Origin of the sequence: Pseudomonas sp. MYb118 (genome assembly GCF_040947875.1) — a bacterium.
GTDB lineage: Bacteria > Pseudomonadota > Gammaproteobacteria > Pseudomonadales > Pseudomonadaceae > Aquipseudomonas.
In genome coordinates, this window is the sequence record NZ_JBFRXN010000002.1 from 3348920 (window position 1) to 3362498 (window position 13579).

Sequence of the window (13579 nt, forward strand, 5' to 3'; positions counted from 1 at the left end):
AGGGCATGTAAACCGGCACTGCCGGACGCTTACCGCTAGAATAGCCGGACAATTTTTTCAGGAGGTGGCCGATGCAGGCTCTCGACGCTTTGCTCAACCGTGTTTCCGTTCCACGTTTGCTTGACCCGGCACCGACCGCCGAGCAGCGTGAAGTGCTGTTCAACGCGGCGATGCGCGCGCCGGACCACGGCCACTTGCAGCCCTGGCGCTTCCTCACCGTCGAAGGCGCGGCACGCGAGCAGATGGGCGAGTTGCTGGCCGAAGCGGCGAAGTTGCAGGACAGCGATGTGTCGGAAGCGGCGGTGGACAAGGCGCGCAACGGGCCATTGCGCGCGCCGCTGGTGGTCGTGGTGATCGCGTGCTTGCAGGATCACGTCAAGTATCCGAAGTCCGAGCAACTGCTGGCCGCCGGCTGCGCGGCCCATGGCATTCTGCTGGCGGCGTACGCGCAAGGTATCGGCGCAGTGTGGCGCACCGGTGACCTGGCGTACTCGCCGCACGTGGCCAAGGGCCTGGGGCTGGCCGAAGGCGAACAGGTGATTGCCTTCCTCTACCTCGGTACCCCGCAGAAAGAGCCGCGCGTGGCAGAGAAGGAAGACCTGACGAAGTTTGTCAGTGCGTGGTCGGGTAACTGACTGCCACCGCAATAAATCCTGTAGGAGTAGATCCTGTGGGAGTACCCCCTGTGGGAGCGAGCCTGCTCGCGATAGCGGTCTTTCAGTTGCAAATGCACTAGCTGACACATCGCTATCGCGAGCAGGCTCGCTCCCACAGGGGAAATCGCTGCGGTCGTGTTACGGCTGCGCCACCACCCCCGGCACCAACGGCAATTCCAGCGTCGCGACAAACCCGCCCTGCGGATGATTGGCCAGCACCAGGCTGCCGCCGTGCCGTTCCGCCGCGCGGCGGGCGATGGCCAGCCCCAGGCCGTGTCCTGCTGCCGTTTGCCCAGGCGCCCGGTAGAACGGTTCGCCCAGTTGATGCAAATGCTCGTCTTCCACCCCCGGCCCATGGTCGCGCACGCTGACGACGATGCGCTCCGCCTGGCGCTGCGCCTGGATTTCAATCGCCTGTCCCACCGGGTTGAAGCGCTGGGCATTGCGCAGCAGGTTGTCCACGGCGCGCTCGATCATGGTCGGCCAGCCCCTGAGATTGAGGTGGTCTTCGGCGTCCAGTTGCACGGTCTGTTCCGGCGAGCCCAGTTGTGCGTCCTTTTGCAGGGTATGGAGCAGGGCGTTGAGGTCCACCTCTTCAGCACTGGCGTTGTCGGCGTCGACCCGTGCCAGCACGAGGATTTCGCTGATCAGCGCTTCGAGTCGGTCACATTCGCGGGTCAGGCGCGGCCAGAGTTTTTCCCGTTCCTCGGGGTTCGAGCGTTCAGCCAGGGCCAGCGCAATGCGCAAGCGCGCCAGCGGTGAGCGCAGTTCATGGGACACGTCGCGCAGGAGCTGACGCTGGCTGCCGATCAGGCTTTGCAGGCGTGCGCCCATGCGGTTGAAATCGTTGGCCAGCACGCCGAACTCATCGCGTCGGTTGGCCAGTTTCACCAGGCTGTTCTGCTGGTAAGCGGTCTGCCCCAAGTCATGCACGGCACCGCGCAGGCGGCTCAGCGGGCGGGTGATGGACAGGGTCACCAGCAGGCTGAACAGGGTCAGCACCACCAGGGCGATGCCCAATGCGCTGAGGGGCCAGAGCAGGCTTTCCCGGTGCCACGCGTCCAGTTCCGGGTGGGGAATGCGGTAGATCAGCAGGTAGGTGTCACCGGTCTTGGCGCTGGTGTATTCGTCGGTCACGCGGCGCCACGGCAGGCGCCGGTCATCGTTGTTCTGGCGGGCTTCGAAGGCGGCGGCACGGCGCGGGAAGGTGCCGCGCACCACCGGATCACCGCTTTCGTTGAACACCTGGACGTCGATGTGGTACTGGCGTTTACGCTGTTCGAGGATGTCCTGAGCAGCCTCTTCGCCCTGGGCTTCGTAGGTTTGCGTCCATTCCTCGGCCAGGGTATTGAGGCCTGGATGGCGACTGAGGATCCAGGCGTCCTGGTTGAGCATGTGCCCGAGCAGAATGGACAGCCCGGCAACCAGGGCGATGGCCAGCCAGAAGCTGGCGAGGATACGCCAGAACAATGAACGCACAGAAAATCTCCAGGCAGACGATGATGAATGTGGCCCCCCTATTCACTTTGGGAGCGAGCCTGCTCGCGATAGCGGTGTGTCAGCTTGCAGAGGCTTAAGCTGACACACCGCTATCGCGAGCAGGCTCGCTCCCACAGTTTCAGGCGTTAGCCAAGAAAGCAAAAAAAACAAACCCGGCGGTATCAGCCGCCGGGTCCGGATTAACGCATTATTGCGCTTTTTGCGGTTGTTGCGCTTTCCAGGCCTTGAATTCGGCCCATTCGGCGCGGCGCTCAGCCTGTTTTTTCTGGATCTCGTCGAATTTCTTCTGTTGATCCGGTTTCAGCAGCGCCCGTACATCGGGCTCGGCTTTCTTGTGGTTGGCAGCCATCTCGTCCTTCATGGCTTTCTGGTCGGCTGGCGAGAGTTTCTCCAGGTACTTGTCGACCACTTCCTTACGCTGGTGCATCTGCTCGCCCATGATCTTGCGGATCTGCTCGCGCTGTTCGCGGCTCAGGTCCAGCTGGCTGTACGGGCCTTTACCGCGCATGTCGTGCATCTGTCCGCCGTGGCGTGGGCCGTCCAGCGGGCCACCCATGGGGCCGGCACCTTCAGGCATGGCCATGGCAACGGTAGGCAGGGCAGCAGCGAACATCAGGGCGATAAGAGTCTTGCGCATGGTGAATCTCCTTGTCTCGTTCCCGGTACGTTCCGGATGAGTTCAGATTACGGAGTTCAAGGTCAGCGGCAGTCAGCGGAGCGTAAAGCTTGGGTAAAGACGATTTCGCCGCGAGCTGACAAATGCGCAGCCGAGCGTGAGCCCGGCGGCGCCAGCGTTCAAAGGCTGTAGTAGTAACCGCGGCTGCGCAGGGCGACGATGCGGGGGCGGCCATCAGGGTGAGGGCCGATTTTCTTGCGCAGGTTGCTGACGTGCATGTCGAGGCTGCGGTCGTACAGGGTCAGCTTGCGACCCAGGGCGATCTGCGCCAGTTCCTGCTTGTCCAGCGGTTCGCCGGGCTGCTTGAGCAAGGCTTCGAGCAAACGGCTTTCAGAGACGGTCAGGCTGAATTCCCGCTCATCAATGCTGACCACGCCGCGCACCGGGCTGAAACACAAGTCGCCCAGTTCGAGCTGGCTGGACACGGCCGCCGGGTGGCTGCGGCGCAACACGGCGCGCAGGCGGGCGGTCAGTTCCCGTGGGTCGCAGGGTTTGGCCAGGTAATCGTCAGCGCCCAGTTCCAGGCCGAGGATGCGGTCCAGCGGTTCGCCCCGCGCCGAGAGCATCAGCACCGGCAGGTCCGGGTGGTCGCTGCGCAATTGCTTGAGCAGTTCCAGGCCGCTGCCATCGGGCAGCATCACGTCCAGCACCACGGCGGCGGGGGCCGTTTCGGCCAGGGCCCGGCGGGCGCTCTGGCCGTCGTGACAGGCGCGAACCTGAAAACCTTCCTGGCTCAGCCAACTGACCAGCAGCTCACACAGCTCCTGATCGTCATCAATTAGTAACAGCTCGCTCATGACTCACTCAATTTAGCCATTGTCGACGTTTTCGACTTGCACCACTGGCGAAGATACCGCAGAGCAGGGCCAGTAGCGCAACTCCCGCACCGATCACGAACCACTGTTGCTGGTCGGTGAGAAAGCGTTGCAGCGGGCTGCTCGCCTGGGCTTCCTTGAGTTGCAGCTTCAGGCGCTGGTTCTCCTGGCGCAACCGGGCCAGCTGGGCGCTCTCACGTTCGGCATCGGCATTTTGCAGTTGTTTGCTCAACTCTTCCCGTTGTGCCTCGCTTGCCTTCAAGCGCTGCTGCAAATCGGTGATCTGGGCGCCGGCGCTCAGGGACAGCGGTGTCGAATGGCTGCCCTCGGTGGTTTCTTCACCATGGGCGGGCGCCACAATCGACAACGTGACCAACAACACACACAACGGACCTTTGCGCATGGCAACTCCTGAAATTCCAATCGAGTATTGGGCAGGTTGTCGGCAGGCAAACGAGAATAATGAGCGATTGAGAGCGCGATGAATCGGGAAGGTTCACCGCGCGGCGGGACTTTAAGGCAGGACTTGCTTGAACGGCTTGACCGAAACGTTGGCGTAGACACCGGCGGCGATGTACGGATCGGCATCGGCCCAGGCCTGGGCTGCGCTCAGGGAATCGAACTCGGCGACGATCAGGCTGCCGGTGAAACCCGCCGCGCCCGGATCATTGCTGTCGACCGCAGGGTGCGGGCCGGCCAGTACGATACGGCCCTCGCCCTTGAGCACTTGCAGGCGCTCAAGGTGTGCAGGGCGTGCGGCCAGGCGGGCTTCCAGGGAGTTGGCGACGTCTGTGGCAATGATTGCGTAAAGCATGTCAGTCCTCGGTTTTTGGCGTGGTGGTGTCGGCATCGTGCAGGTGGCGCGACAGATAGATGCCCTGGGCGACCAGGAACAGCACCGTCATGCCCAGGCTGCCGAAGACCTTGAAGTCGACCCAGTAGTCCTGGAAGGTGAATGCGACGAACAGGTTGGCAGCGCCGCAGAACAGGAAGAACGCGATCCAGGCGATGTTCAGGCGTGTCCAGACCAGGTCCGGCAGGGTCAGCGCGTGGCCCATGATGCGCTTGATCAGCAACTGGTCACCGATGAAGTGGCTGCCGATGAAGGCCAGGGCGAACAGCCAGTTGACCACCGGGGCTTTCCATTTCAGGAAGGTTTCGCTGTGGAAGGCCAGGGTCAGGCTGCCGAAGACCAGGCAGGCGATGAGGGTCAGCCACTGGCTCTTCTCCAGCTTGCGCTGCTTGATGAACAGCGTGCCGTAGACCACCAGGGAGCTGATGATCAGCATCGCGGTAGCGCTGTAGATACCGCCTACAGTGACCTGATGACCGGCGATGTCGACGACGCGAGGGTCAATTTTGAAAACGATGAAAAACAGCAGAAGCGGGATGAAGTCGATGAATTGTTTCACAGTGGCAGCCAGAAGCAGGATGTGGCGGCATAATAACAAACATATGGGCGCGCGATAGCGCCAGCTGATTTGAGGTCATACATCCCCGTGAATGTCGATTTGCATTGCCACAGCACCGCCTCCGATGGCGCGCTCGCGCCTGCTGCCCTGGTGGCGCGTGCGTACGAGAAAGGCGTGCGAGTGCTGGCCCTGACCGACCACGACACCGTCGAGGGGCTGGCGGAGGCGCGCAGTGCGGCGACGGCGCTGGGGATGCAACTGGTCAATGGCGTCGAGCTGTCCTGCACCTGGGGCGGCGCGACCATTCACATATTGGGTTACGCTTTTGACGTGGAGGCGCCGCCTTTGGTCGAGGCCATCGCCCGATTGCACGATGGCCGCTGGCTGCGGTCTGAAGAAATAAGCCGCAAACTGGCGCTCAAGGGCTTCCCGGGAGCACTGGAAGGCGCCCGTGCCATCCAGCAGGAGCTGGGCGACAGCGGCAACGCACCGGCCCGTCCGCATTTCGCCGACTGGATGGTGCGCGAAGGTTTCGTCAAGGACCGCGCCGAGGCGTTCCGCAAATGGCTGGGCGCCGGCAAGCTGGGGGACGTCAAGCAACACTGGCCGACCCTGGAGGAAACCGTCGAAACCCTGCGCGCGTCGAATGCCTGGGTCAGCCTGGCGCATCCCTGGCACTACGATTTCACGCGCAGCAAGCGTCGCCGGCTGATTTCTGACTATATTCAAGCGGGAGGCCAGGCACTCGAAGTGGTCAATGGCCATCAGCCCGCCGAGCAAGTGGGCAGTCTTGCCATCCTGGCTCGCGAGTTTGGCCTGCTGGTCAGCGCCGGCAGTGATTTTCATGGCCCTGGAGGCTGGTCCGAGATCGGCGAATATCGCCCGCTCCCGGAGGATCTGCCGCCACTGTGGTGTCGGTTCAAACATGACCCAATTATTGCCGTCGTCTGAACAGGTAGAGAATGTGAGTCAATTTTTCCAGATTCATCCGGAAAACCCGCAGGCGCGTCTGATCAAACAGGCTGTCGAGATCATCCGCAAGGGCGGGGTGGTGATTTATCCCACTGACTCGTCCTACGCCATTGGTTGCCAGATCGGCGACAAGGTTGCCGTGGAACGCGTGCGCCGCCTGCGCGGACTGGACGACAAGCACAACTTCGCGCTGATTTGCAGCGACCTGTCGCAACTGGGGCTGTTCGCCAAGATCGACACCGGCACCTTCCGTATTCTCAAGGCGCACCTGCCGGGGCCGTACACCTTCATTCTCAATGCCACCCGTGAAGTACCGCGGCTGTTGCTGCACCCGAAAAAACGCACCATCGGCCTGCGTGTGCCCAGCCATCCGATTGCCCTGGCGCTGCTTGCCGAGCTGGGTGAGCCGCTGATGAGCGTGACGCTGATCATGCCGGGCGACTCCGACCCGCTGAGCGACCCCTACGAGATGCGCCAGTTGCTGGAGCATCAGGTGGAGCTGATCATCGACGGCGGTTTCGGCGGGATCAAGGCGTCCACCGTGATCAACCTCGCCGACGGCGAGCCGGAAGTGATCCGCGTCGGTTGCGGCGACCCTTCACCGTTCATGGCCGAGGCCTAGATGTCGGCCGTGGAACCCGTTGTCGACAGTCAGGCCGACGCCCAGCAGGAACTGCCCTTCGCCATGGTCTATGGCCAGGCGGTGCTGGAAATGCCCCTGGACCTGTACATCCCGCCGGATGCGCTGGAAGTATTCCTGGAAGCCTTCGAAGGCCCGCTCGACCTGCTGCTGTACCTGATCCGCAAGCAGAACATCAACATCCTCGACATCCCGGTGGCGGAAATCACCCGCCAGTACATGGGCTACGTCGAGCTGATGCAGTCGGTGCGCCTGGAACTGGCCGCCGAGTACCTGGTGATGGCCGCGATGCTGGCCGAGATCAAGTCGCGGATGCTGCTGCCGCGGGCGGAAACCGTCGAAGACGAAGAAGACGACCCGCGTGCCGAGCTGATCCGCCGCCTGCAGGAATACGAGCGCTTCAAGAATGCCGCCGAAGGCATCGACGGCCTCAGCCGCGTCGGTCGCGACCTGGTAGTGCCCAAGCTGGATGCCCCGGAGGCGCGGGCGCGTAAATTGCTGCCGGATGTCAGCCTCGAAGAGCTGTTGATGTCCATGGCCGAGGTGCTGCGCCGCGGCGACATGTTCGAAAGCCACCAGGTCAGCCGCGAGGCGCTGTCCACCCGCGAACGCATGAGCGATGTGCTGGAACGCCTCAAGGGTGGCGGGTTTGTGCCGTTCATCGAGCTGTTCACCGCCGAGGAAGGCCGCCTGGGTGTGGTGGTGACCTTCATGGCGATCCTCGAGCTCGTCAAGGAATCCTTGGTCGAGCTGGTGCAGAATGAGCCGTTCGCCGCGATCCACGTGCGAGCCCGAGCCGAATAACGAGTCCAATCATGAACCTGACTGAACCCCGCGAGCTGGCGTCACTGCTTGAAGCCTTTCTGTTGGCCTCGGGAAAACCGCAATCGCTTGAACGCCTGTTCGAACTGTTCGAAGAAGGCGAGCGCCCGGAGCCGCCGGTCTTCAAGAAAGCCCTGACCCTGCTGGCCAAATCCTGCGAGGGGCGCGCCTTCGAATTGAAGGAAGTGGCTTCCGGCTACCGTTTGCAGATTCGCGAGAAGTTTTCGCCGTGGGTAGGGCGCTTGTGGGAAGAGCGCCCGCAGCGTTATTCCCGGGCCTTGCTGGAAACCATGGCGCTGATCGCCTATCGCCAGCCCATTACCCGCGGCGAAATCGAAGACGTGCGCGGTGTGGCGGTCAACAGCAACATCGTCAAGACATTGATGGAACGCGAGTGGATTCGCATCGTCGGCTACCGTGACGTGCCGGGCAAACCGGCGATGTTCGCCACGACCAAGGCGTTTCTCGATCACTTCAACCTGAAGAACCTCGACGACCTGCCACCGCTCGCCGAGCTGCGCGAACTGGAACCGGACCCGGTGCTGGACTTCGACGACGCGCCGGTGCCCGCCGGGTTGCAGGAACTGGCCGACGCCAGCGCGGAACCGGAAGAACCCAAGGAAGAAACCAGTTTCCACACGCTGCTGCTGGAGCTGGACAGCATGGAAGAGGGGCTCAAGACCGACTTCGACGATCTGTTGCGTGATGGTGAGCCTGGGGAGATGCCGGAGGTTGAGGCCGAAGCCGAAGTTGAGGTCGAAGCTGAGCCCGAACCCGAGCAGGAAGACGATGTGCTCGGCGTGGCCGAGGCCCGGGAAAAACTCCTGGCCGCCGTCGCCGCCCTCGAACAGACACCGCCCGAGCCCGAGCCGGAGCCCGAGCTGAGCGAAGAAGAAGCCGAAGCCCGCGCCCTGGCCGAAGCCATCGAAGCCGAACGCCGCGAATTCGAAGACTGAGCAGACCTTGATGGATAACCCTGTGGGAGCGAGCCTGCTCGCGATAGCGGAGTGTCTGTCAGTATTTTCTTCACAGACCCACCGCTATCGCGAGCAGGCTCGCTCCCACATGGAGGGGGGAAGGGCTATCTGCGGGCAACCCACCACCGGTCGCCCCACCCCCGGCAAATTCCCATCCATCAACTAGTCTCTGATGCGCAAACGCTGCCATGCGCGTATGATTCGCGACCCTCATGCGATCCCTTCGCCTGAACAGACCACACCGGGAGGTGCCCAGATGAGTATCAACGATCAGCAAGACGACCAGCCAATCGGCCCAGCAGGCGAAAAACTGCAGAAAGTCCTCGCCCGTATCGGCGTCGGCTCGCGCCGTGACGTAGAGGCCTGGATCAGCCACGGCCGGATCAAGGTCAACGGCAAAGACGCCACCTTGGGCCAGCGTGTCGACATGCACGACGCCATCACCATTGATGGCCGCGTGATCAAGCGTGAAGAAGCCGCCGAATCGGTGCGCCGCGTGATCATGTACAACAAGCCCGATGGCGAAATCTGCACCCGCGTCGACCCGGAAGGCCGCCCGACCGTATTCGACAAGCTGCCAAAACCCAAAGAAGGGCGCTGGATCAACATCGGCCGCCTGGACATCAACACCACCGGCCTTTTGATGTTCACCACCGACGGTGAGCTGGCCAACCGCCTGATGCACCCGTCCTTCGAGATGGACCGTGAATACGCCGTGCGTGTCCGCGGTGAAGTCGACGACGAGATGATCGAGCGCCTGAAAGCGGGTGTGGTCCTCGAAGACGGCCCGGCGCGTTTCACCGACATTCAGCAGGCACCGGGCGGCGAAGGTTTCAACCACTGGTACCACTGCGTGGTGATGGAAGGTCGTAACCGTGAAGTGCGTCGCCTGTGGGAATCCCAGGGCCTGGTGGTCAGCCGCCTGAAGCGCGTGCGTTTCGGTCCGGTGTTCCTCAACTCCGACCTGCCGATGGGCCGCTGGCGCGAAATGAGCCAGTACGAAGTGGACATCCTCAGCGCCGAAGTAGGCCTGACCCCGGTGGCGATGCCGCAGATGAACGCCAAGAGCAAGGACAAGCTGGAGCGTATGCAGCGTAAATCGTCGCGGCCAATGGCCCGTACCGATCGCGTGCGCACCCTGCGTCCGGCGACCGATGCACCTGCATCGCCACGGGTGGCCCGTGAGCCGCAGCTTGAAGGCGAGCGTCGCAAACCGGCCGCGCGCCAGGACGGTGAGCGTGCCCCGCGTGCGCCGCGTCCGGCCAGTGGCCGTAGCGAGCGTGGCGAAGGTCGCGGTACGCCGGTGGCCGAGCGTCCGGTCGAGACCAAGCGCCCGGCCAAACCGGCCGCCAAGCGTCCGGGGATCAAGCTGACCGACGGCGATGCGCCGGCGAGCAAGCGCCGCGGTGCACCGACGGGTGTGAAGAAGCGCTAAGCGGTAAGCTGCACGTGAGAAACGCCATCCTTCGGGGTGGCGTTTTTTTTGGTCTGCCTTTTAGATGTGTGGTGCGGCGGATGGCCTCATCGCGAGCAAGCTCGCTCCTACAGGGTTCAGCGTCGTACACAACCCCCCTGTAGGAGCGGGCTTGCCCGCGATGAGGCCATCCGCAACACACAAATGTCTACCCGGACATCCCCGGCAACAAGCCGCCGATGCCCCAGCGTCTGGCACCGCGCAGTCAGCGGTGTACAATGCGCGCCGTTTTACCTGTGACCACCTGCGCAGCAGCGCAACCCTCAAGGCTACCCGCTTTGTTCACTCCGCCACGTCACGAGCGTGTCGGGTTCGATTTCGTCACAGATAAAAACAAACAGGTGACGCATGACCGCTGTAGATAATCTGAATTCAGGCGAGCTGAAACGCGGCCTGAAAAATCGTCATATCCAATTGATCGCCCTCGGGGGCGCAATCGGTACCGGCCTGTTCCTGGGCTCGGCCGGTGTCCTGAAATCCGCCGGCCCGTCGATGATCCTCGGCTACGCCATCTGCGGTTTCATCGCGTTCATGATCATGCGCCAGCTCGGCGAAATGATCGTCGAAGAACCGGTGGCCGGCTCCTTCAGCCACTTCGCGCACAAATACTGGGGCGGTTTCGCCGGCTTCCTGTCGGGCTGGAACTGCTGGATCCTGTACATCCTGGTGGGCATGTCGGAGCTGACCGCGGTCGGCAAATACATCCATTACTGGGCACCGGAAATCCCGACCTGGGTCACGGCGGCCGCCTTCTTCGTGCTGATCAACCTGATCAACCTGGCCAATGTGAAAATCTTCGGCGAAGCCGAGTTCTGGTTCGCGATCATCAAAGTCGTGGCGATCATCGGCATGATTGCCTTGGGCAGCTACCTGCTGGTCAGCGGCCACGGCGGTCCTGAAGCTTCGGTGACCAACCTGTGGGCCCATGGCGGGTTCTTCCCCAATGGCGTCGGCGGTCTGGTGATGGCCATGGCGATCATCATGTTCTCCTTCGGTGGCCTGGAAATGCTCGGTTTCACCGCAGCCGAAGCGGACAAGCCGAAGACCGTGATCCCCAAGGCGATCAACCAGGTGATCTACCGGATCCTGATTTTCTACATCGGCGCCCTGGTCATCCTGCTGTCGCTGACCCCCTGGGACAGCCTGCTGGCAACGCTCAACGCGTCCGGCGACTCCTACAGCGGCAGCCCGTTCGTGCAGGTGTTCTCGATGCTCGGCAGCAACACCGCCGCGCACATCCTCAACTTCGTGGTGCTGACGGCGGCCCTGTCGGTGTACAACAGCGGCACCTACTGCAACAGCCGCATGCTCCTGGGCATGGCCGAGCAGGGTGATGCGCCCCGAGCCTTGGCGAAGATCGACAAGCGCGGCGTGCCGGTGCGCTCGATCCTGGCGTCGGCGGCGGTGACGCTGATCGCGGTGCTGCTCAACTACCTGATCCCGCAAAACGCTCTGGAACTGTTGATGTCGCTGGTGGTGGCCACCCTGGTGATCAACTGGGCGATGATCAGCTACTCGCACTTCAAATTCCGCCAGCACCTGAACAAGACCGGCCAGACGCCACTGTTCAAGGCGTTGTGGTACCCCTACGGCAACTTCATCTGCCTGGCGTTCGTGGTGTTCATCCTGGGCGTGATGCTGCTGATCCCGGGCATCCAGATCTCCGTGTATGCGATCCCGGTGTGGGTGGTGTTCATGGGCGTTTGCTACTGGATCAAGAACAAGCGCAGTGCGGGGCGTGAGTTGGCGGGGGCGAGGTAAACTTCTCAGGACCGCTCACGGTCCCCTGTAGGAGCGAGCTTGCTCGCGATGATGGCGTGTCAGGTAAAGAAAGGTTGTCTGACACACCGCCATCGCGAGCAAGCTCGCTCCTACAGGGGGGCATCGCTTTTGAATAGGGACGCCATTGCATGCTGGTGATTTCCAACAACGTACAACTGCCGGATCACGAGATCGAGTTGACCGCCATTCGCGCCCAGGGGGCGGGTGGGCAGAACGTCAACAAGGTCTCCAGCGCCGTGCACCTGCGTTTCGACATCCCGGCTTCATCGTTGCCCGAGTTCTACAAGGAACGCCTGCTGGCGCTGCGTGACAGCCGCATCACCAGCGACGGCGTGCTGATCATCAAGGCCCAGCAATACCGTACGCAGGAGGCCAATCGCGCCGATGCGCTGGAGCGCCTGGTCGAGTTGATCCTGAGCGCCACCAAGGTCGAAAAGAAACGCCGCCCGACCAAGCCGACCCTGGGCTCGAAAACCCGCCGGCTCGAATCCAAGAGCAAGCGCGGCAGCATCAAGGCCGGCCGGGGCAAGGTCGATTACTAGCGCGCCGAGCGCTCTTCGCGGTGTTTTTCTGCCAGCTGCCGTGGCGCCTGCCGGTACAGGTAGACGCTGAGCATCAAGCCGCTCAATGCGGCGAGAGCGGCGAACAGGAAGATCGAGGCAAAGCCGAAACCGGCGGCAATCGCGCCGGCCAGCGGCCCGGTGATGCCCAGCGACAGGTCGATGAACAACGAGTAGGCACCCACCGCCGCACCGCGACTGGAAGCCGGCACCAGATTGACTGCCTCCACCCCCAGCGCCGGGAACACCAGCGAAAAACCGAAGCCGCTCAACGCCGCACCCGCCAGCGCCCAATGGGCGTCCGGTGCCAGCCACAGCAGCAACAGGCCGAGGGTCTCCACCGACAGGCAGGCAATCGCCACACGGAAACCGCCGAGCCGGTTGATCAGGTTGCCGAACAGCAGGCGCGCACCGATGAAGCTGGCGCCGAACAGGCTCAGGCACAGCACCGCGTTATCCCAATGTTGCGTGGCGTAGTACAGGGTGATGAAGGTGGCGATGGTGCCAAAACCGATCGAGCCCAATGCCAGGCCGCAGCCGTGTGGCAGCACGCGACCCAGCACATGCATGAACGGCAGGCGCTCACCGGCGACGATGGGTGCAGCGGTCTTCGGCCAGGCCAGCGCCAGGCCCAGTGCAGCCAGCAGCAGGATACTCACGCCCATGCTCCACAGGCCCATCTTACTGACCAGGAACACCCCCAGCGGCGCACCGACGGCCAGCGCGCCATAGCTGGCGATGCCGTTCCAGGAAATCACCTTGGCGGTGTTGGCCGCACCGACCCGGCCGATGCCCCAGCCGATCGAGCCGGAACCCACCAGGCTCTCTGCGCTGCCCAGCACCAGCCGGCCGATCAACAGGCTGATCAGGCTGAGCATCGGCAGGCTCTGGGTCCAGGCTGATATCAGCATGAACACACCGCTCAGGCCGCAACCCGCCAGGCCGTACATCACGGCAAGTTTGCTGCCCTTGCTGTCGATGATTTTCCCGGCGTAGGGGCGGCTGAGCAGGGTGGCCAGGTATTGCACGCTGATCACCAGCCCGGCGATCACCGCGCTGAAACCCAGCTCGTTGTGCACGTAGCCGGGCAGCACGGCCAGGGGAATGCCGATGTTGAGGTAGCCGATAAAGGTAAACAGGACGATGGAAACGACTTGCAGCGTGACCGCCAGGGGGCGCTGGTTTTCAGACATGGGGTAGAGGTCCACGGTAAAGCAGGATAGATAGGCTGCTTATGATAGCGGTGCACACGACCCTCAGGCGTGGAAAAGTAAAACTATTTGCCGGGCGGGG

15 protein-coding genes are annotated in these 13579 nt (G+C 62.8%); 8 read left to right on the forward strand and 7 right to left on the reverse strand.

The window, feature by feature from the left end; genetic code table 11:
- Window positions 1-71: 71 nt before the first annotated feature.
- The gene (locus ABVN20_RS21140; protein WP_368557631.1) at window positions 72-635 is read left to right on the forward strand and encodes an NAD(P)H nitroreductase; all 564 of its coding nucleotides are present in this window, start codon (window positions 72-74) and stop codon (window positions 633-635) included.
- 159 nt (window positions 636-794) lie between these two features.
- Here the strand turns inward: ABVN20_RS21140 and ABVN20_RS21145 are convergent, their stop codons facing one another.
- From ABVN20_RS21145 to ABVN20_RS21170, 6 genes are all read right to left on the reverse strand, one after another.
- Complete coding sequence (locus tag ABVN20_RS21145; protein ID WP_368557632.1) at window positions 795-2135, reverse strand: ATP-binding protein; 1341 nt, start codon at window positions 2133-2135, stop codon at window positions 795-797.
- 208 nt (window positions 2136-2343) lie between these two features.
- A complete protein-coding gene (locus tag ABVN20_RS21150; RefSeq protein WP_368557633.1) occupies window positions 2344-2793 on the reverse strand; it encodes a Spy/CpxP family protein refolding chaperone in 450 nt (149 codons plus the stop codon).
- A 158-nt stretch (window positions 2794-2951) separates the two neighbouring features.
- Window positions 2952-3629: a response regulator transcription factor gene (locus ABVN20_RS21155; protein WP_368557634.1), complete on the reverse strand. Its 678-nt coding sequence runs from the start codon at window positions 3627-3629 to the stop codon at window positions 2952-2954.
- Window positions 3630-3636: 7 nt separating this feature from the next.
- Window positions 3637-4050 carry a translation initiation factor 2 gene (locus ABVN20_RS21160; protein ID WP_368557635.1) on the reverse strand — a complete coding sequence of 138 codons (414 nt, stop codon included), beginning with the start codon at window positions 4048-4050 and terminating at the stop codon, window positions 3637-3639.
- A 111-nt stretch (window positions 4051-4161) separates the two neighbouring features.
- Window positions 4162-4461 (reverse strand): YciI family protein, encoded by a 300-nt coding sequence (locus ABVN20_RS21165; protein WP_008156126.1) that lies wholly within the window; start codon window positions 4459-4461, stop codon window positions 4162-4164.
- Between the two features lies 1 nt (window position 4462).
- A complete protein-coding gene (locus ABVN20_RS21170; RefSeq protein WP_368557636.1) occupies window positions 4463-5059 on the reverse strand; it encodes a septation protein A in 597 nt (198 codons plus the stop codon).
- An 87-nt stretch (window positions 5060-5146) separates the two neighbouring features.
- Here ABVN20_RS21170 and ABVN20_RS21175 point away from each other — a divergent pair, with 87 nt between their 5' ends.
- From ABVN20_RS21175 to arfB, 7 genes are all read left to right on the forward strand, one after another.
- Window positions 5147-6010 carry a PHP domain-containing protein gene (locus ABVN20_RS21175; RefSeq protein WP_368557637.1) on the forward strand — a complete coding sequence of 288 codons (864 nt, stop codon included), beginning with the start codon at window positions 5147-5149 and terminating at the stop codon, window positions 6008-6010.
- Between the two features lie 13 nt (window positions 6011-6023).
- A complete protein-coding gene (locus tag ABVN20_RS21180; protein ID WP_368557638.1) occupies window positions 6024-6653 on the forward strand; it encodes an L-threonylcarbamoyladenylate synthase in 630 nt (209 codons plus the stop codon).
- Window positions 6654-6776: 123 nt separating this feature from the next.
- Window positions 6777-7475: a ScpA family protein gene (locus tag ABVN20_RS21185; protein WP_368557737.1), complete on the forward strand. Its 699-nt coding sequence runs from the start codon at window positions 6777-6779 to the stop codon at window positions 7473-7475.
- An 11-nt stretch (window positions 7476-7486) separates the two neighbouring features.
- Window positions 7487-8449: an SMC-Scp complex subunit ScpB gene (gene scpB / locus ABVN20_RS21190; RefSeq protein ID WP_368557639.1), complete on the forward strand. Its 963-nt coding sequence runs from the start codon at window positions 7487-7489 to the stop codon at window positions 8447-8449.
- A 277-nt stretch (window positions 8450-8726) separates the two neighbouring features.
- On the forward strand, window positions 8727-9905 hold the full coding sequence (gene rluB / locus ABVN20_RS21195; protein WP_368557640.1) for a 23S rRNA pseudouridine(2605) synthase RluB: 1179 nt from the start codon (window positions 8727-8729) through the stop codon (window positions 9903-9905).
- A 387-nt stretch (window positions 9906-10292) separates the two neighbouring features.
- Window positions 10293-11705, forward strand: coding sequence for an amino acid permease (locus tag ABVN20_RS21200; protein WP_368557641.1), 1413 nt, complete (start codon window positions 10293-10295; stop codon window positions 11703-11705).
- Window positions 11706-11854: 149 nt separating this feature from the next.
- A complete protein-coding gene (arfB, locus tag ABVN20_RS21205; protein WP_368557642.1) occupies window positions 11855-12268 on the forward strand; it encodes an alternative ribosome rescue aminoacyl-tRNA hydrolase ArfB in 414 nt (137 codons plus the stop codon).
- Here arfB and ABVN20_RS21210 read toward each other — a convergent pair.
- Complete coding sequence (locus ABVN20_RS21210) at window positions 12265-13479, reverse strand: MFS transporter (protein WP_368557643.1); 1215 nt, start codon at window positions 13477-13479, stop codon at window positions 12265-12267. The two genes, arfB and ABVN20_RS21210, sit on opposite strands and share 4 nt — an antisense overlap.
- Between the last annotated feature and the right edge of the window lie 100 nt (window positions 13480-13579).